At 54.9% G+C, this 19,109-nt stretch carries 19 protein-coding genes; 10 read left to right on the top strand and 9 right to left on the bottom strand.

Annotated features, from left to right (window positions below):
• Positions 1-4 precede the first annotated feature (4 nt).
• Positions 5-199, top strand: coding sequence for a YdiH family protein (locus USH94_RS10660; RefSeq protein WP_003857766.1), 195 nt, complete (start codon positions 5-7; stop codon positions 197-199).
• A gap of 136 nt (positions 200-335) precedes the next feature.
• Here USH94_RS10660 and USH94_RS10655 read toward each other — a convergent pair whose 3' ends face one another.
• The 5 genes from USH94_RS10655 to ycgZ all read right to left on the bottom strand — a co-directional run bounded on the left by USH94_RS10655 (position 336) and on the right by ycgZ (position 4,407).
• Positions 336-974, bottom strand: a complete 639-nt coding sequence (locus tag USH94_RS10655) for a winged helix-turn-helix transcriptional regulator (RefSeq protein WP_111965628.1) — start codon at positions 972-974, stop codon at positions 336-338.
• Between the two features lie 218 nt (positions 975-1,192).
• Positions 1,193-3,343, bottom strand: coding sequence for a formate dehydrogenase subunit alpha (gene fdhF / locus USH94_RS10650; RefSeq protein ID WP_111965629.1), 2,151 nt, complete (start codon positions 3,341-3,343; stop codon positions 1,193-1,195).
• A gap of 191 nt (positions 3,344-3,534) precedes the next feature.
• Positions 3,535-3,813, bottom strand: coding sequence for a biofilm/acid-resistance regulator YmgB/AriR (locus USH94_RS10645; RefSeq protein ID WP_023311323.1), 279 nt, complete (start codon positions 3,811-3,813; stop codon positions 3,535-3,537).
• A gap of 29 nt (positions 3,814-3,842) precedes the next feature.
• A complete protein-coding gene (locus USH94_RS10640; protein ID WP_111965630.1) occupies positions 3,843-4,163 on the bottom strand; it encodes a hypothetical protein in 321 nt (106 codons plus the stop codon).
• A gap of 4 nt (positions 4,164-4,167) precedes the next feature.
• A complete protein-coding gene (gene ycgZ, locus USH94_RS10635; RefSeq protein ID WP_029739771.1) occupies positions 4,168-4,407 on the bottom strand; it encodes a regulatory protein YcgZ in 240 nt (79 codons plus the stop codon).
• A gap of 337 nt (positions 4,408-4,744) precedes the next feature.
• Between ycgZ and USH94_RS10630 the strand changes: the two genes are divergently transcribed.
• The 9 genes from USH94_RS10630 (at position 4,745) to ldtE (ending at position 13,824) form a co-directional block, all read left to right on the top strand.
• On the top strand, positions 4,745-5,965 hold the full coding sequence (locus tag USH94_RS10630) for a diguanylate phosphodiesterase (RefSeq protein ID WP_111965631.1): 1,221 nt from the start codon (positions 4,745-4,747) through the stop codon (positions 5,963-5,965).
• 188 nt (positions 5,966-6,153) lie between these two features.
• Positions 6,154-6,882 (top strand): MerR family transcriptional regulator, encoded by a 729-nt coding sequence (locus USH94_RS10625; protein ID WP_111965632.1) that lies wholly within the window; start codon positions 6,154-6,156, stop codon positions 6,880-6,882.
• 313 nt (positions 6,883-7,195) lie between these two features.
• Entirely contained in the window at positions 7,196-7,564 is a 369-nt protein-coding gene (sufA, locus tag USH94_RS10620; protein ID WP_008500631.1) for a Fe-S cluster assembly scaffold SufA, read from the top strand.
• 8 nt (positions 7,565-7,572) lie between these two features.
• Positions 7,573-9,063: a Fe-S cluster assembly protein SufB gene (gene sufB, locus USH94_RS10615; RefSeq protein WP_111965634.1), complete on the top strand. Its 1,491-nt coding sequence runs from the start codon at positions 7,573-7,575 to the stop codon at positions 9,061-9,063.
• A 9-nt stretch (positions 9,064-9,072) separates the two neighbouring features.
• The gene (gene sufC / locus USH94_RS10610; protein ID WP_014831592.1) at positions 9,073-9,819 is read left to right on the top strand and encodes a Fe-S cluster assembly ATPase SufC; all 747 of its coding nucleotides are present in this window, start codon (positions 9,073-9,075) and stop codon (positions 9,817-9,819) included.
• Positions 9,794-11,065, top strand: coding sequence for a Fe-S cluster assembly protein SufD (gene sufD / locus USH94_RS10605; RefSeq protein WP_111965635.1), 1,272 nt, complete (start codon positions 9,794-9,796; stop codon positions 11,063-11,065). The genes sufC and sufD overlap by 26 nt, the downstream gene beginning before the upstream one ends.
• Positions 11,062-12,282 (top strand): cysteine desulfurase SufS, encoded by a 1,221-nt coding sequence (gene sufS / locus USH94_RS10600; RefSeq protein WP_111965636.1) that lies wholly within the window; start codon positions 11,062-11,064, stop codon positions 12,280-12,282. Before sufD ends, sufS begins: the two co-directional genes overlap by 4 nt.
• Before the next feature lie 14 nt (positions 12,283-12,296).
• Positions 12,297-12,713: a cysteine desulfuration protein SufE gene (sufE, locus tag USH94_RS10595; RefSeq protein WP_111965637.1), complete on the top strand. Its 417-nt coding sequence runs from the start codon at positions 12,297-12,299 to the stop codon at positions 12,711-12,713.
• Positions 12,714-12,810: 97 nt separating this feature from the next.
• Entirely contained in the window at positions 12,811-13,824 is a 1,014-nt protein-coding gene (ldtE, locus tag USH94_RS10590) for a L,D-transpeptidase LdtE (protein ID WP_111965638.1), read from the top strand.
• Between the two features lie 60 nt (positions 13,825-13,884).
• Here ldtE and lpp read toward each other — a convergent pair whose 3' ends face one another.
• From lpp to USH94_RS10570, 4 genes are all read right to left on the bottom strand, one after another.
• The gene (lpp, locus tag USH94_RS10585; protein ID WP_010430241.1) at positions 13,885-14,121 is read right to left on the bottom strand and encodes a murein lipoprotein Lpp; all 237 of its coding nucleotides are present in this window, start codon (positions 14,119-14,121) and stop codon (positions 13,885-13,887) included.
• 309 nt (positions 14,122-14,430) lie between these two features.
• On the bottom strand, positions 14,431-15,852 hold the full coding sequence (pykF, locus tag USH94_RS10580; RefSeq protein WP_029739779.1) for a pyruvate kinase PykF: 1,422 nt from the start codon (positions 15,850-15,852) through the stop codon (positions 14,431-14,433).
• A gap of 377 nt (positions 15,853-16,229) precedes the next feature.
• Positions 16,230-17,375 (bottom strand): trans-sulfuration enzyme family protein, encoded by a 1,146-nt coding sequence (locus tag USH94_RS10575; protein WP_111965639.1) that lies wholly within the window; start codon positions 17,373-17,375, stop codon positions 16,230-16,232.
• Between the two features lie 11 nt (positions 17,376-17,386).
• Positions 17,387-18,757: a pyridoxal-phosphate dependent enzyme gene (locus USH94_RS10570; protein ID WP_111965640.1), complete on the bottom strand. Its 1,371-nt coding sequence runs from the start codon at positions 18,755-18,757 to the stop codon at positions 17,387-17,389.
• Positions 18,758-19,109 lie beyond the last annotated feature (352 nt).

The raw sequence follows: 19,109 nt of genomic DNA, 5'->3' as shown, positions 1-19,109 counted from the left end.
CATCATGGATACTGAAATAACCCCAACGCAGCTGGCAATTGAATATTTACGTCGCGATAAGAGCAACCTGTCTCCGGCGCAGTACCTGAAAAAGCTGAAACAGCTTGAGCTGGAGTTTACAGATTTGCTGGCGCTCTCTTCGAATGAACTAAAAGAAGAGATCTACTTTGCCTGGCGGTTGGGCGTTCACGTCCATTGAGCACTTAAGAATAAAAGGGCCGCGAGTGCGGCCTTTTTTGTGTCTGTAATTCAGTATCGGGGGACTCGTTGTTAAAAGACGGCTATAGTGTCCGGGTCAGCTCATTTTCCGTCCGGACCATCACATGCCGGTGAGATTAAAATCTTTCAGGCAATTTCCCCATATTGATTAGCACACCTCTTTCAACTTCGATATAACCCCCTTCTTTTAAAGCTGAAAGAATACGCATGACGCCGCTACGGGACAGGTGGGTTTTATCCCGGATATACCTTTCTGCAGTAATGTTCTGCCTGAATGATTCTTCTTCGTTTGAGAGTGCATAAAGCTGGGCGCGGACAATATTGTATGCGGAAGGTCCGGTTATATCTTCGTAGCTATGAAATAGCTTACCTGCAAGGCCCATCAGGTGATAAGCCAGCGGCTCCCATAGTCCATTATGCTTGATAATGTCATAAACAGAATCCATTTTAAGGGTTACGATCTCACAGTGATTAAAGGTTTTGATGTAACCGAACATCTGAGCGTAATGCAGATTACTGAGACCGAGCAAAGCGGGCGCCTTAACCGTTGCCATAGCTAAATCGTCGTTGTTACGGTGAATCATGACGCGACCGTTGAGGAGGATATAACAGAGGCGTTCGTCGCCAGCTACAAAATTTAATCGACGGCGGGGGAGCACTTTCTTCAGATTTGCACCCTGTTTTAGATAATCGATCAGTAGTTGTGTGGATGAAGAACAATCGAATATTAACGTCTGGGACATCTCATCAGCCATGTGCACGCCTATCCATTAAACCTGTCAATAGTGATGCGGTTCAGTATAGCGTGGATCCTGCTGAGTCTGTTTCAAGCAGCCCTGCTGCTAAGTATTTCAGCGGCACGCCGGATATGCAGGATGTCACAGCATGAAAAAACAAAGGATTTCGAAATGCTGGAGATAGTGAGAGATGCGTTAACTATTACCGGGTACGCATAGCGCACCCGGCATTTTCCTCAGACGTTCGCCGCACTCATCAACCGAGACTTCATGGACTGATATGCAGACGCTGCATAGTCCTCCGCCCAACGCTGATCCTCTATCGCCTCCAGCTGCACCGCGCAGTACTTCGTTTCCGGCGTTTTGGAGATGGGATCGAGGTTATCCTGGGTCAGCTCGTTGCAGGCGCCAATCCACCACTGATAGGTCATGTAAACGGCTCCGGCGTTGATACGCTCACTGATGCTGGCGCGGGTAATCACTTTGCCGCGGCGTGAACGTACCCAGACCAGCTGCCCGTCAGTAATGCCCAGCTTTTCTGCATCGGCAGGGTTCATTTGCACCCGGCCCGGCTCGTCGGCCAGGCTTTGCAGCGCGGCGCAGTTCCCGGTCATGGAGCGACAGGAATAATGTCCCACCTCGCGTACCGTACACAGCACCAGCGGGAAATCTGCATCCGGGATTTCAGCCGGCGCGCGCCACGGTGCGGCAAAGAGTTGCCCTTTACCGCTCGGGGTGTCGAACTGATTGTCTTTGTACAGGTACGGCGTGCCGGGGTGATCCAGGGTCGGGCAGGGCCACTGCACGTGGCCCATCTCGCCCATTTTTTCATACGTCACGCCGTAGAAAAGCGGGCACAGCTCGCGCATCTCATCCCAGATCTGCTGGTTGGAGTCATAATGCATCGGGTAGCCCATCTCGGTGGCGAGCAGGCTGATGATTTCCCAGTCGCGCTTCACGTTGCCGCTGGCCTCGATGGCTTTGCCAAAACGCTGGAAGCCGCGATCGGCACAGGTAAAGACGCCGCCGTGCTCACCCCAGGATGTGGCCGGTAGCAGAACGTCCGCCACTTCTGCCGTTTTGGTCATAAAGATGTCCTGAACCACAACAAAGTCGAGCGCCTCAAAACCGCTGCGAACGAGACCGAGATCGGCCTCGGTCTGAAGCGGATCTTCCCCCATGATGTAGTAGGCCTTTACCTTGCCTTCCAGCGCCAGATGGGGCACCTCGGTAATGCGCGTCCCGACCCGATCGTCCATTTTGTTGACGTCAATCCCCCAGGCATCGGCGAATTTCTGCCTGACCGCAGGATCGGTCACATCCTGATAGCCGGGGAACATATTCGGCAGAACGCCCATGTCGCAGGCGCCCTGGACGTTGTTTTGACCGCGTACCGGCCCGACGCCGACGGCAGGGCGGCCGAGGTTGCCGGTCAGCAGCGCCAGGCTGGAAAGCCCTTTGACCACATCAACGGCCTGACCAAACTGGGTCACGCCCATTCCCCACATCACGGTTGCGGAAGGGGCCGCCGCGAAGGTGCGCATCGCCTGGCGGACGTCACGGGCGGGGATGCCAGTGATATGTTCGACCTTCTCCGGCGCATAGTCTTTTACCGTTTGTCGGTAGGCCTCAAGCCCTTCCGTAAAGCGCGCCACGTAGCTTTTGTCATATAGCTCCTCTTCAAGCAACACATAGCCAAAGGCGTTAACCAGCGCCATGTTGCTGCCGTTTTTCAGCTGCAGATGTTGGTCGGCAATGCGTGCCGTTTCAATGCGCCGCGGATCGCAGACGATAATTTTTGCGCCGTTCTCACGTGCTTTCAGCACGCGGCGGGCAACGATAGGGTGGGAGTCCGCGCAGTTATAGCCAAACACCAGCAGGCATTTTGAGTTTTCAATATCATTGATTGAGTTGCTCATTGCGCCATTGCCGAGCGTTTCCTGTAAACCGGCGACGGACGGGCCATGACAGACGCGCGCACAGCAGTCCACATTGTTGGTGTTCAGCACCGCGCGGGCAAATTTCTGCATCACGTAGTTGGTTTCATTGCCGGTGCCGCGAGAGGAACCGGTGGTCATGATCGACCTCGGCCCGTGCTGCGCTTTAATACTGCTGAGCCTGTGGGCGGTGTAGCGGATCGCCTCTTCCCAGGTAACGGGGGTGAATGCTTCGCCTTTGCGGTAGCGGATCATGGGCTGGGTGAGGCGAGGGGTGAGCAGACGGGTATCGTTGAGGAAGTCCCAGCCGTAAAAGCCTTTCAGACATAAGGTGCCCTGGTTTGTGACGCCCTCTGCCGCTTCGGCACGGATGATACGGTTATTTTCAACGACAAGGTTCAATTTACAGCCTGCACCGCAGTACGGGCAGACGCTGGCGATCTTTTTCATCAATAACAGACCTGTTAAGAAATGAAGCAAAGTTGACTGGAAAACCCAGTCCCGTATGCGGAGGTAAGCAGGAAGCGTGCCAGGTTGTCTTTGCGTGTATTACAGGGAGTTATGCGGGGAGGGCACGTGTCATCGTCAAGCTGTTCGTCAGTTTTGACGATGACACGTCAGGAGGCGCGGCGAGCTGGAACTTAGAGATCGTCCATCGTGTAACCCACCACGATTTCCAGCGTCTTGCGAATCACATCCGCCTGAACCACGTCGTGAGTGGCTTCCAGCGTCTGAATGAGCCAGAGGATGATCGCCTTATTAGACAGATGCCCCTCGGAGGCCAGAACACAGCGTACTGCAGTAGAAAAAACAGCGGACTCTTCAGCAAAACGATCGCCTGCGTGACGGAAGTATTCCGACAGCGCACTGTCTAAAAAAGCAGAGTGGTATTCGGGTTGAAGCTGAATATTTTGTCTCATTTGTTCTCACCGTAGCTGTAAAATTGCAGTCAATGTATTTTTTTGGGGTCGGACGGTTTTCCACTTCCAAATAACGGCACTACATTGTCTCTGTTATCGTTGAGAGGTCCCTCTCTTTTCGTTCGTCCTTGCGCGGTTCTGCGACGTGTAAAGGCGATGCTGTTTGAGCCAATTTCGGCAATCACCGCCTCAAGTGTCTCCCGCCGCCGGGGATCCTTTTCATGTTCTTTCATGCTCCGCAGACGCTGCATCAAGCCTTCGGTTGTCACTGGCCCCCGCTCTTTCAGAAGAGAAAGAACGGCTTCACCGATAAGCGTGTCAATCAGTCGGTCTGCGTCACTGCTATTCATAACCTTACCGTTCGAAGAGCAGACCAAGCAGCATGTGGTAATGCTCTTCCTCTTCTGGCCCATCGGCTCTTTCGAGGCGGCTGAGCAGTTTGGTACAGAGCGATTTGCGATTGAGGTTTCGCCCGTCGCTGAGGATTTCGACAACTACCTGGCCCAGCGTCTCTTGTTGAGTAGGTAGGGCGGCCTTTTCGAAGTACTGTGCGATCGCTGCTGCGGAATCTGTGGCGTAACCTTTCTGCTGCATGTTTCGCTCCTGTAAAATTTTGTAATCACTAACGTTACAATTAAGGTATACACAATTCCTAAATCTGTACATATAAAATGTACAAATTTTTAATATTTTTATGATATATTTTATAAAATCCTTTATTTTCAGTGAGTTGACTGGTTGACATGAACCGGTAATGTTACAGGATATATTGTACAAAAAGGTCTGGCACTGGTAAGTTGTACAGCGCAGAAAAATATTTCATTAACTGCCGTAAATGATTGAGATGTAAATTATTTGTCAGGCAATGAATGTGCTATAAATGATACTTATCCACCTTTTTTGTGGCCAAAACCCTAACCCCAGGAATCGCATGCTCACAACCATCATTTACCGCAGCCATATCTGCGAGGACGTTCCAGTGAAAGCGCTGGAAGCCATGGTCGCTGCAGCAAATAGTAAAAACCGGCAATCCAACGTCACGGGGATCCTGCTGTTTAACGGCACTCATTTTTTTCAGCTGCTTGAAGGGCCAGTGGAACACGTCTCTGCTATCTATGAGCAGATCTGCAACGATCCGCGCCACCATAACGTGGTCGAGTTAATGCGCGATCACGGGCCTGTCCGGCGTTTTGGCAACGTGGGTATGGAGCTTTTTGATTTGCGCCACTTCGACAGGGACGAAGTGCTGCAGCAGGTGCTCAACAGGGGGACGACACGCTATCAGCTGACGTATAACGACCGCCCGCTGCAGTTTTTCCGCACCTTTGTCGAGGCCACGGAAAAAGCGAACTATTTTGAATTGCCGCCTGCGGATTCCTGGGAGTTCGTTCGCGAGGAAACGCGTTTGTCTGCACAGCCTGAGGTGGTCGCGAAGGGGGCGGATTGCAGCTTCGCGTTCCAGCCGATAGTCGATCCGTTTATGCAGCAGGTTGTCTCCTGGGAGGCGCTTTTGCGCACCCCGTCCGGCGACTCGCCAGGGGCTTATTTCGCCAGCCTTCCGAATGAGGAAGTGTACGCGTCTGATTTGCAAAGCAAGCAGGTGGCGCTCTCCATGGCCAGCGCGCTGGGGTTACAGGACCAGACGTTATCCCTGAACCTGCTGCCTATGACGCTGGTTAACATTCCCAACGCCGTGGACTTTCTGCTCACCGCGATTGAAGCAAATGGGTTTGTACCCGAGCAAATCGTGGTTGAGTTCACCGAGAGCGAAGCCATTTCCCGTTTTGATGAATTCACGGATTCGGTCAGGCAGTTAAAAAGCGCGGGTATCAGCGTGACGATCGATCACTTTGGCGCCGGTTTTGCCGGGCTGCAGCTGCTGGCCCACTTCCAGCCTGACAGAATTAAGATTAATCGCGATCTGGTGGCGAACGTGCATAAAAGTGGCCCCCGACAGGCCATTATTCAGGCGATTATCAAATGCTGTTCCTCGCTTGAGATCCAGTTCTGCGCGGTAGGAGTAGAGAAGGCTGAAGAGTGGATGTGGCTGGAATCCGCGGGTATTTCCCAGTTCCAGGGACATCTTTTTGCCAGCCCGCGACACGGCGGTATTCCGGCTATAGCGTGGCCGGAGAAAAAATTCGAGTTCTGATAAAGCTGTACACAATCGGACAGAGTTAGCTGTACGAACGGCAAATTTTATACAACAATGTATTAACAGGTGAACGGAGGAGCAGCCCGTTCACCCGTTCAAAATGCGGTCTTAGTTATACAAATGGTGTGTACAATCTGATAAGGTTGGTGCAGTTAGGTATGGAAGTTCTGAGCGTGAGGGAGTTAATGGCCTATTACAGTATCGGCGAAGTGGCCGAACGATGCGGTATCAACCCCGTTACGCTGCGTGCCTGGCAGCGCCGTTATGGATTGTTGAAGCCGCAGCGCAGCGAAGGGGGCCATCGTCAGTTTGACGATGAAGATATCCTGCGTATTGAAGAGATCAAACGCCTGATGAAAAGCGGCGTCTCGGTCGGAAAAGTTAAAGCCTTGCTGGAAAACAAAGAAGTATTGACTCAGGGCAACTGGGTCTCGTTCCAGGAAGAGATGATGACCGTTCTGCGCTATGCCAGCCCGGCAAAGCTGCGCGCCAAAATCGGCGAATTCCGCCGCGATCACGCGATAGATGCGTTGATTGACAATATTCTCTCTCCCGTCCGGCAGCGCATGAATCAGGATCAAAACACCGTGCGTCACATGGCGAGCCTGTTTGACGGCGTCCTGATCGAATTCGCGACAGCAAGCCTGGCGGAATCCCGCAAAAAAGCCGGTAAAGACGCGCTTCTTATTGGCTGGGAATGCGATGACCGCACCCACCTGTGGCTGGAAGCCGCGCGCTTATCGCAGAAGGGCTGGCACATAGACGTCCTGGCGGAACCTATTGATTCGCCGCGCCCTGAACTCTTCCCGGGACAAAAAATCTTCGTCTGGACGGGGAAATCCCCAACGCCTCGCCAGCAGGAACAGCTCGACCACTGGCGTGAACAGGGGTTTGCTGTCTCATTTCATCACTGATTGTCTGAGGCCTTAAGGGCCTTTTTTTGTTTTTGTCATTTTCTGAGCAAAAGCTATCTCAAAAATAGGCATTTCCGATGCATATTTTACTTTTCTCCTCTGCGTTATAAACGTTGCGACGAAATGCATTATTAATCAATGCATTGAACAAATACATCCATCCTGACTGCATCCTCTCACAGGGTCTATGCTTAATAAAAGTAGGCAAAAAGGGCGGTTTAGCCGAATGCCCCTGCTGACAGAGGGTTGAAGTGATAATCGTTATCACTAACATGGTGTTATGCCCTGATGGCTTATCAGATGAGGTGGACCTATGGAACTGCATTCAGAAACCTTTAATCCTGCCGATTTCGCCTGGCGCGGTTTAACGCTCACGCCGGCGGCGGCGGCACATATTCACGAGCTGGTGGCGAAAAAGCCCGAGATCCTCGGCGTGCGTTTAGGTGTCAAACAGACAGGTTGCGCAGGTTTCGGCTACGTGCTCGATACCGTCACCGAACCCGAAAAAGATGACCTGGTGTTCGAGACTGACGGTGCGAAATTGTACGTTGCGCTGCAGGCTATGCCGTTTATTGACGGCACCGAGGTGGACTACGTCCGCGAAGGCTTAAACCAGTTATTCAAATTTCATAACCCGAAAGCCCAGAACGAATGCGGCTGCGGCGAAAGCTTTGGGGTATAGGCGGTACTATGTCTCGTAATACTGAAGCAACGAGTGAAGTAAATACCTGGAGCGGTGGGCACCTCAACTATAAAGAGGGGTTCTTCACCCAGCTGCAGACCGATGAGCTGGCAAAAGGCATTAACGAAGATGTCGTGCGGGCGATCTCGGCGAAACGTAACGAGCCCGAGTGGATGCTGGAGTTTCGTCTGAGCGCATTCCGCGCCTGGCTGGAGATGGAAGAGCCGCACTGGCTGAAAGCGCATTATGACAAGCTGAACTATCAGGACTATAGCTACTACTCCGCGCCCTCATGCGGTAGCTGCGATGACACCTGCGCCTCACAGCCCGGCGCGGTGCAGCAAACCGGCGCGGAAAACAGCTTCCTCAGCAAAGAGGTTGAAGAAGCCTTTAACCAGCTGGGCGTGCCCGTGCGTGAGGGGAAAGAGGTGGCGGTGGACGCCATTTTCGACTCCGTCTCGGTGGCGACCACCTACCGCGAGAAGCTGGCAGAGCAGGGGATCATTTTCTGCTCCTTTGGCGAAGCGATTCACGATCATCCGGAACTGGTGAAAAAGTACATCGGGACCGTGGTGCCCTCTAACGACAACTTCTTTGCGGCGCTCAACGCGGCGGTAGCCTCGGACGGCACCTTTATTTACGTGCCGAAAGGCGTGCGCTGTCCGATGGAGCTCTCGACCTATTTCCGCATCAATGCCGAAAAAACCGGTCAGTTCGAACGTACGATTCTGGTCGCGGATGAAGGCAGCTACGTCAGCTACATCGAAGGATGCTCGGCCCCGGTCCGCGACAGCTATCAGCTGCACGCGGCGGTGGTGGAGGTCATTATCCATAAAGACGCCGAGGTGAAATACTCGACGGTGCAAAACTGGTTCCCGGGCGACGGCAATACCGGCGGCATCCTGAACTTCGTAACCAAGCGTGCGCTGTGCGAAGGCGAAAACAGCAAGATGTCGTGGACCCAGTCCGAAACCGGCTCGGCCATCACCTGGAAATACCCGAGCTGTATCCTGCGCGGCGATAACTCCATAGGCGAGTTTTACTCGGTGGCGCTGACCAGCGGCCATCAGCAGGCGGACACCGGCACCAAGATGATCCACATTGGTAAAAACACCAGGTCAACCATCATCTCGAAAGGGATCTCTGCCGGGCACAGCCAGAACAGCTATCGCGGGCTGGTGAAAATCATGCCGACGGCCACCAATGCGCGAAACTTTACCCAGTGTGACTCGATGCTGATTGGCGCAGACTGCGGGGCGCATACCTTCCCCTACGTTGAGTGCCGCAACAATACGGCCCAGCTTGAGCACGAGGCGACGACGTCACGGATTGGAGAAGATCAGCTCTTCTATTGCCTGCAGCGCGGGATCAGCGAAGAAGACGCCATCTCGATGATCGTTAACGGCTTCTGTAAGGACGTGTTCTCTGAACTGCCGCTGGAATTTGCCGTTGAAGCCCAGAAACTCCTCGCCATTAGTCTTGAACACAGCGTCGGTTAAGGAAAGCACATGTTAAGCATTAAAGATTTACAGGTCAGCGTAGAAGATAAAGCCATCCTGCGTGGCCTCAATTTTGACGTTAAGCCGGGCGAAGTCCACGCCATCATGGGGCCGAACGGTTCCGGAAAAAGTACGCTTTCTGCGACGCTGGCCGGACGCGAAGATTATGAAGTGACCCACGGCTCGGTCGAGTTTAACGGCAAAGATCTGCTGGAGATGTCGCCGGAAGATCGTGCTGGAGAGGGCATTTTTATGGCCTTCCAGTACCCCGTCGAAATTCCGGGCGTCAGCAACCAGTTCTTCCTGCAAACTGCGCTCAACGCGGTGCGCAAATACCGTGGGCTGGAGGCGCTCGACCGCTTCGACTTCCAGGACCTGATGGAAGAGAAGATCAAGCTGCTGAAAATGCCGGAAGATCTGCTGACCCGCTCGGTGAACGTCGGTTTTTCCGGCGGCGAGAAAAAGCGTAACGACATTCTGCAGATGGCGGTGCTGGAGCCTGAGCTGTGCATACTGGATGAGACCGACTCCGGTCTGGACATCGACGCCCTGAAGATTGTCGCTGACGGAGTGAACTCCCTGCGCGACGGCAAGCGTTCATTCATCATCGTCACCCACTACCAGCGCATTCTGGACTACATCAAGCCGGATTACGTTCACGTGCTTTATCAGGGGCGTATTGTCAAATCCGGTGATTTCACGCTGGTTAAACAACTGGAGGAGCAGGGCTATGGCTGGCTTACAGAACAGCAGTAATGCGCTCCAGCAGTGGCACCGGCTGTTTGAAGCCCAGGGCGGCACGCGCTCGGCGCAGGCGCAGCAGCATCTGCAGCAGATGCTGCGTCTTGGTCTGCCGACGCGTAAGCATGAGAACTGGAAATATACTCCGCTCGATGGCCTGCTGAACGCCGAGTTTGTGACCCGTCTGGCGGATCTGACTCCTGAGCAGCGTGACGCGCTGGCAGTGCACATTGATGCCGTGCGCCTGGTGTTTGTCGACGGTCAGTTCCGTCCGGAGCTGAGCGACGCTCTTCAGGCGAGCGGATTTGAGATTGAGATAAACGACGATCGCCAGCCCCTGAGCGCCCCGGTTCAGCCTGAGGTCTTTCTGCACCTGACCGAAAGCCTGGCCCGCAGCGTGACGCATATCGGCGTGAAGCGTAACCAGCGTCCGGCCAAACCGTTGCTGCTGATGCACATCACTCAGGGTCTGAACGGCGACGAAATCAATACCGTGCACTATCGTCACCATCTTGAGCTGGCGGAGGGCGCCGAGGCCACGATCATCGAACATTACGTCAGCCTCAATGAGACGCGTCACTTTACCGGGGCGCGTCTGACGATGAACGTGGCGGGCAATGCCCAGCTACACCATATCAAGCTGGCGTTTGAGAATGCGCAGAGCCACCACTTTGCCCATAACGACATTGTCCTGGGCCAGGATGCGGCGGCGTACAGCCATAGCTTCCTGCTCGGCGGGTCGGTGCTGCGCCACAACACCAGCACGCAGCTTAACGGTGAAAACACCACGCTGCGCATCAACAGCCTGGCGATGCCGGTTAAATCTGAGGTGTGCGACACGCGCACGTGGCTGGAGCACAACAAAGGCTACTGCAACAGCCGCCAGCTGCACAAAACCATCGTCAGTGATAAAGGGCGAGCGGTGTTTAACGGTCTGATTAACGTGGCGCAGCACGCCATTAAAACCGACGGGCAGATGACCAACAACAATCTGCTGTTGGGCCGACTGGCGGAGGTGGACACCAAACCGCAGCTGGAGATCTACGCCGACGACGTGAAGTGCAGCCACGGTGCGACGGTCGGGCGAATCGACGACGAGCAGATGTTCTACCTGCGTTCCCGCGGCATCGACCAGCAGGCGGCGCAGAAAATGATTATCTATGCGTTTGCCGCCGAACTGACGGAAGCGCTGCACGATGGTCAGTTAAAACAGCAGGTGCTGGCGCGTATCGGTCAGCGTCTGCCTGGAGGAGAAGCATGAGTTTTCCCGTCGAGAAAGTACGGGCAGATTTCCCGGTTCTGACCCGTGAAGTGAACGGTCTTCCTCTGGCCTATCTGGACAGCGCGGCCAGCGCGCAGAAGCCGAATCAGGTGGTGGATGCCGAAGCCGAGTTTTATCGCCATGGCTATGCCGCCGTGCATCGAGGTATTCATACCCTGAGCGCCGAGGCGACCCAGCGGATGGAAAACGTACGCACGCAGCTTGCCGCCTTCCTCAATGCACGTTCGCCGGAAGAGCTGGTCTTCGTGCGCGGAACCACCGAAGGGATCAACCTTGTCGCTAACAGCTGGGGTAACGCGCAGGTCCACGCGGGGGATAACATCATCATCACCCAGATGGAGCATCACGCCAATATCGTGCCGTGGCAGATGCTCTGCGAGCGCGTTGGTGCGCAATTGCGGGTCATTCCGCTCAACGTTGACGGGACGCTTCAGCTTGAGCAGCTCGATGCACTGCTGGATGGCCGCACGCGGCTGGTGGCGGTTACTCAGGTTTCCAACGTGCTGGGGACTGAAAACCCGGTGGCAGCGATTGTGGAAAAAGCCCGTCAGGCGGGCGCAAAGGTCCTGATTGACGGCGCCCAGGCAGTGATGCACCACGCGGTTGACGTTCAGGCGCTGGACTGTGATTTCTACGTCTTTTCAGGCCACAAACTCTATGGGCCGACCGGGATAGGCGTGCTGTATGTAAAAGAAGACATTCTGCAGGCGATGCCGCCGTGGGAAGGGGGCGGGTCGATGATCGCCACCGTCAGCCTTACGGAAGGCACGACCTACGCGCGCGCGCCGTGGCGTTTTGAAGCGGGCACGCCCAACACCGGTGGGATTATCGGCCTGGGGGCGGCGGTCTCTTACGTCTCTGCCATCGGTCTTGATGCCATTCAGGAGTATGAACGGCTGCTGATGCACTATGCGCTTGCGGAGCTTGCCAGCGTGCCGGATTTGACCCTCTACGGGCCTGCCGATCGTCAGGGGGTGATCGCGTTCAATCTCGGGAAACACCACGCCTATGACGTGGGCAGTTTCCTTGATAACTACGGCGTGGCTGTCCGCACCGGGCACCACTGCGCCATGCCGCTGATGGCGTTTTACCAGGTGCCGGCAATGTGCCGCGCATCTCTGGTGATGTACAACACGACGGAAGAGGTCGACAGGCTGGTGGCGGGGCTTAAGCGCATTCACCAGCTGCTGGGCTAACGGAGAGGCAAACGATGGCAGAACTGCCGGACAGAGACAAATTGCTGCGCAACTTTGGGCGTTGCGCAAACTGGGAAGAGAAGTACCTTTATATCATCGAGCTGGGGCAGCGTCTGCCGCCGCTCGGTGAAGAGGCGCACAGCCCGGAAAATATTATTCAGGGCTGTCAGAGCCAGGTCTGGATTGTGATGACGCAGTCTGATGACGGCACGATAGAATTGCGCGGCGACAGCGATGCCGCCATTGTAAAAGGGCTTATTGCGGTCGTCTTTAGCCTTTATCAGCAGATGTCGGCGCAGGATATTGTCGCGTTCGATGTTCGCCCGTGGTTTGAAAAAATGGCCTTAACCCAACACCTCACCCCGTCCCGTTCTCAGGGACTGGAAGCGATGATTCGCGCCATCCGCGCCAAAGCTTCAATCCTTAGCTAGACTTACAGAACAGCATTCATTCTGTTTCGCGAGGTGGTTCCCGCCTCGCTGGTTTTTCAGCTTTCTGGCGTTCTGTCAGTGAATAAGGAATCTCAGCATGAAGCGCGCGTCTCTCATAACTCTATTACTCCTCAGTTCGCTCGGTGCCCTTAATTCGGCCCGCGCGATGGACTATCCGTTGCCGCCCGCAGGCAGTCGTCTGATTGGGCAAAATCAAACCTACACGATACAGGAAGGGGATAATAAGCTGCAGACCATCGCCCGTCGGTTTAATACGGCGGCGCAGGTGATCCTGGAAACCAACAATACCATTGCGCCGGTTAACCCTGCGCCGGGAACCGTCATTACCATTCCGTCGCAAATGCTGTTGCCGGATACGCCGCGCGAGGGGATTGTGGTGAATCTCGCTGAGCTTCGGCTCTACTATTTCCCGCCGGGGCAAAACATTGTTCAGGTTTTCCCGCTGGGCATTGGTCAGCTGGGGCTGGAAACGCCGGTGACGACCACGCGGGTGAGCCAGAAGATCCCTAATCCCACCTGGACGCCCACGCCGGGCATCAGAGCGCGTTCTCTGGAGCAGGGCATCAAATTGCCTCCGGTGGTTCCTGCCGGGCCAAATAACCCCCTGGGACGCTTCGCGCTGCGTTTAGGCGTGGGCAACGGGGAATATCTCATCCACGGCACCAGCGCGCCGGACAGCGTCGGCCTGCGGGTCAGCTCCGGCTGTATGCGGATGAACGCCCCGGACATTAAGGCCCTGTTCGAACAGGTGCGGGTGGGCACGCGGGTGCAGATTATTAATGAACCCGTGAAATTCTCCGTTGAGCCGGATGGTAAACGCTATATTGAAGTCCACCGTCCGCTTGCGCAGGTAGAAGGGGAGAATCCGCAGGTCTCGCCCATTACCCATTCCTCCGAGTTTGCGACCTTTGTGTCTCAGGCGGGAAGCGATAAGGCGCTGATTGATAAAGCCCTGTCACGTCGTGCCGGGATCCCGGTTATCGTATCGTCCGGTAGCGGCCCGTCAGCCAGCAATAGCGTGTTGTCGGTGCAGAACAGCCGGGTATCTGCTGCGGTAGCGGAAGATGAAGGAGAGAAGGTGACGCAGTAGCCGTTTGACGCAGGCAAAAAAAATGGCGCACAATGTGCGCCATTTTATTAACAGGTACTATTACTTACGGTATTTAGTAGCCTGGTTGTCCAGACGCTGGTTAGCGCGAGCTGCGTCGTCTTTAGCAGCCTGAACGTCGGAACGGATTGCGTTCACGTCGTTGCTCAGCTGGTCAACTTTAGCGTTCAGAGTCTGAACGTCAGAAGACAGCTGATCGATTTTAGCGTTGCTGGAGCAACCAGCCAGCAGAGTAGAACCCAGGATTACCGCGCCCAGTACCAGTTTAGTACGATTCATTATTAATACCCTCTAGATTGAGTTAATCTCCATGTAGCGTTACAAGTATTACACAAAGTTTTTTGGGTTGAGAATATTTTTTTGATGGGAATACACCTATTTTTGATCGTTCGCTCAAAGAAGCATCGAATCAGCCCTTTTCGGGCAAAAATCTAAGGAAAAAAAGGCATTTATCATCGGATTCATCTTAGATAATTCGCAATTAAATAGAAAAACCCGATTTGCATTTTGAATGCGTTTGGCTAATGCCAGGAATAAAAAAAGCGCCCGGAGGGCGCTTTTTATCCAAATTAATTCGTTCAGGAATTATTACAGCACGTGAACAGATGCGGTATTGGTAGTGCCGCTTGGTACCAGTGCGCCAGAAACCATGACCACAACGTCACCTTTCTGTGCCAGACCACGATCAACCAGCTCCAGAGCCACTTCTTTACCCAGACGGTAGAAATCATCCGTAGACGCGATCTCTTTCACCAGGTGTGGGATCACGCCTTTGCTCAGCACCAGCTGACGGGCAGTGGTTTCGTTGGTGGTCAGCGCAAGGATAGTCGCATCCGGGAAGTATTTACGCACGGCGCGAGCAGATTTACCGCCCTGGGTGGCAACCACGATCAGTGGGGCTTCCAGTTTCTCAGCCGTTTCTACCGCACCGCGGCATACCGCTTCGGTGATGCGCAGCTTGCGGCTGTCGTTGTTGTAGTCCAGACGGCTTTTCATCACGCGATCGGTACGTTCGCAGATGGTGGCCATGATGGACACCGCTTCCAGCGGATATTTACCTTTCGCGGATTCGCCGGACAGCATAACGGCATCGGTACCGTCGAGGATGGCGTTTGCCACGTCGCCTGCTTCAGCGCGGGTAGGGCGTGGGTTTTTGATCATGGAGTCCAGCATCTGCGTTGCGGTGATAACCACTTTACGCGCGCGCACGCATTTCTCGATCATCATCTTCTGCGCGAAGATCACTTCTTCAACCGGGATTTCTACACCCAGGTCGCCACGTGCAACCATGATGCCGTCAGACGCTTCGAGGATTTCGTCGAAGTTGTTCAGGCCTTCCTGGTTTTCAATTTTGGAGATGATCTGGATCTTCTCGCCGCCGTGCGCTTTCAGGTGCTCACGAATTTCAACTACGTCAGAACGCTTACGGATGAAGGATGCCGCAACAAAGTCAACGCCTTGTTCGCAACCGAAGATCAGGTCCTGTTTGTCTTTTTCAGCCAGCGCTGGCAGTGCGATAGAAACGCCCGGCAGGTTAACGCCTTTGTTTTCGCCCAGGTCGCCGTTGTTCAGTACTTTACAGATAACCTTGTTGCCTTCGATAGCGGTAACTTCCATACCGATCAGACCATCGTCTACCAGCACGGTGTTACCAACGGACAGATCGTTGGTGAAGCCTTCATAGGTCACTGCAACGATTTCGCTGTTGCCGACAACGGATTTGTCGGTGGTGAAGGTGAAGGTCTGGCCAGCTTTCAGAGAGACGTCGTTACCGCCTTCCAGTTTGATAGTACGGATTTCTGGACCTTTGGTATCCAGCAGGATCGCGGCTTTTTTACCGGTCTTGCTCATCACGTTGCGCAAGTTCTGGATACGCTGACCGTGTTCTGCGTAGTCACCGTGGGAGAAGTTCAGACGCATCACGTTCATGCCGGCATCCAGCATTTTGGTCAGCATCTCTTCAGATTCGGTTTTCGGGCCGATAGTACAAACAATTTTCGTCTTTTTCATGACAGTCTTAGTCTTTAAGTTGGGAAGGATATGGAAATCTCGCTCCGGGGGCGCACCGCCGCGGAGTCAAACCTGTGTTGCAAAAGAGTATATGACACGCACTAAGGATAGGAGACATCAAATGAGCGTGCAGAAGAAAGTGTGCCTGAGTGACAGCCCAACGAAGGAGAGGAGAAGTTGTACGTTGTTTTTTGTATTCCAAGCGCTGAAACCATTCACCAGGGATTAGGCGCGCATTATACGCTGATTTGAAGATAAAAGGAAAATGGAAACGGTGTTTCAAAAATAATCTATGCAGTTTCACATAATATTGTTATCAAGGCGTTAAGCCATGATGACAACTTATAGCGGCAGGTGAGGGACCTGCCGCATTTTGCTTATTTTTGCAGCGCCTGGCTGAGGTCGGCAATCAGGTCTTTGGGATCTTCGATCCCGACTGACAGGCGGATCAGCTGCGGCACAATGCCGTTTGCCAGGCGTTGCTCGAGCGGAATCGACGCGTGGGTCATGCTGTAAGGCTGGCTCACCAGACTTTCCACGCCGCCCAGGCTCTCCGCGAGGGTGAACAACTTCAGGTTGCGAATCACCTCGGCGGCGCGTTGCGCATCGCCTTTTACCACGACGGAAATCATCCCGCCGGGCAGGGCCATCTGGGTGCGGGCAAGCTGATATTGCGGATGCGACTCCAGGCCGGGATAGAACACCTTTTCGACCAGAGGGTGTTGCTCCAGCCATTGCGCAATCGCCAGCGCGTTGGTGCTGTGCTTTTCGACCCTCAGCGCGAGCGTGCGAATACCGCGCAGCGTCAGGAAACTGCTGAACGGATCCAGGACGCCGCCCACCGCGTTTTGCAGATAGCCCAGCTTGTCCGCCAGTTCCTTGTTGTCACCGACAATCGCCAGTCCGGCCACCACGTCAGAATGGCCGTTCAGGTATTTGGTGGCAGAGTGCACCACGATATCGAAACCCGACTCCAGCGGACGATGAATAACCGGCGACGCGAAGGTGTTATCCGCCACGCTGATGACGTTATGACGACGGGCGATTGCCGCGATGGCCTCCAGATCCGCCAGCTTCAGCAGCGGGTTGGTCGGCGTCTCGACCCACACCATACGCGTATCCGGGCGGATGGCGGCCTCGAGCCCGGCGAGGTCGTCCGGTTTAACCCAGCTGACCTGCAGGCCGGTGCTGCGCTTGCGCACGTTTTCGATCAGGCGGTACGTCCCGCCGTAAACGTCATCAATGGCGACGATATGGCTGTCTTTATCCAGCAGTTCGAGCACCGTGGAGATGGCCGCCAGGCCGGAGGCGAAGGCGTAGCCGCGCGTGCCGCCCTCCAGTTCGGCAATCGCGGTTTCCAGCGCGTGGCGGGTAGGGTTGCCGCTGCGCGAATACTCATAGCCGGTATGCTCGCCGGGTGACGGTTGCGCAAACGTCGAGGTGGCGTAAATCGGCGGCATGACGGCGCCGTGCTGGTCGTTGAACTCGCCGCTGTGGACGCTCAGGGTAGCCAGGTTTTTCATCATCTGTTCCTTTATTGCTTAAGACGGTTGCGCCAGGCGGTCAGAACGTCGCTGCGCGTAATCAGACCGAGAAAACGGTCGTTGTCATTAATGACGGCCACCAGGCCGCGGTCGAAGATGGCATGCAGGGCGCTTTCCGGTGCGTGTTTATCAAGAAACTCCACCTGACGCGTCATGGCTGCCGTCACCGGCAGTGCGAAGCGATCGCCGTCGCCGCCGATATGCCGCAGGAGATCCCACTCGTCGATAATGCCCACCACCTTGCCGTTCTCCAGCACCGGCAGCTGGGAGATGTCATACAGACGCATGCGTGCCAGAACGGTGGAAAGCGTGTCGTCCGGGGCCGCGGTAACGGTCGCGCCTTCATCGTGGCGCAGGGCGATGTAGTCAGAGAGGTCGCCGGCCTGAGGACGCGTGATGAGCCCCTGCTGTCGCATCCAGTCGTCGTTGAACATCTTCGAAAGATACTTATTGCCGCTGTCGCAGGCGAAGGTCACCACGCGCTTCGGCGTGGTCTGCGCCTGGCAATACTTCAGCGCGGCCGCAAGCAGCGTGCCGCTGGAGGAGCCCGCCAGAATGCCCTCCGTTTTCAGCAGCTCGCGCGCGGTGGTGAAGGCTTCGCGGTCGGTGATGCGCCAGGCGCGATTCACCCCTTCAATGTGGGCCAGCGGAGGAATAAAGTCTTCGCCAATTCCCTCAACCAGCCAGGAGCCCGCGTCGTGGTAGCGTCCGGTTTCCACCTGGTCGGCCAGAACGGATCCGGCCGGGTCTGCCAGGACAAATTCAGTATGCGGAGAGTGCTCGGCGAACCACGCCTGCAGGCCGCCCAGCGTGCCGCCTGAGCCGACGCCCACGACGATGGCGTCGATCCTGCCGTCAAGCTGCTCGTACAGTTCCGGCGCCGTGGTTGTGCGGTGCGCCAGCGGGTTGGCTTCGTTGTTGAACTGGTCGATGTAAAACGCGCCGGGAAGTTCGTTAGCCAGGCGCTGGGCATAATCCTGGTAATAGGCCGGGTGGCCCTTATTGACGTCGGAGCGGGTCAGCACCACCTGGGCACCCAGCGCGCGCAGGTGGAAAATCTTCTCGCGGCTCATTTTGTCCGGCACCACCAGAATCAGCGAGTAGCCTTTCTGGGCGGCGATTAGGGCCAGGCCGAGGCCGGTATTGCCCGCCGTAGCCTCAATTATCGTGCCGCCAGGCTTCAGCTTACCGGTACGTTCCGCTTCGTTAATCATCGACAGCGCAACGCGATCCTTAATCGAACCGCCAGGGTTCTGGTTTTCCAGCTTCAGAAAGAGCGAGCAGGGACCGGTATCAAGCTTATGCAGCTGGATCAGCGGGGTACGACCAATCAGTTCGGTGACGGAGTGATAAATCGTCATGATGTTTTCCTTTCTGGATGTCATGACGGGATGATAGGGCGGTGAAATTTTCTCAATAAAGAACCATTCACTGCCGTTTAGAACAGAAAGGAATATAAATGCCATTTCTGGATGGCAGGACAGCAAGACGTAAAGTTGTCTGGATGTGAGGATGGCTATATCGGGATAAAATGCTGCAAAAATGACCGTTTTTTGCGCCCGTCCGCCAGCAGATATGCATCCGGCAGATAATCATTGCTGAAATTGGTCTAAATGCTTCCCACCCGGTAAATCCGCTGTTTATTTCGGAAAGTTATAACACATTCTTTTTTGTTCATTTAAAAGCGGGTAACGGCTGTTTACTATCGTTTGG

It is taken from the genome of Enterobacter sp. 148H3 (genome assembly GCF_034107425.1).
In the GTDB taxonomy this organism is placed as follows: Bacteria; Pseudomonadota; Gammaproteobacteria; order Enterobacterales; family Enterobacteriaceae; genus Enterobacter; species Enterobacter vonholyi.
This window is presented reverse-complemented; position numbering and strand designations above follow the sequence as displayed.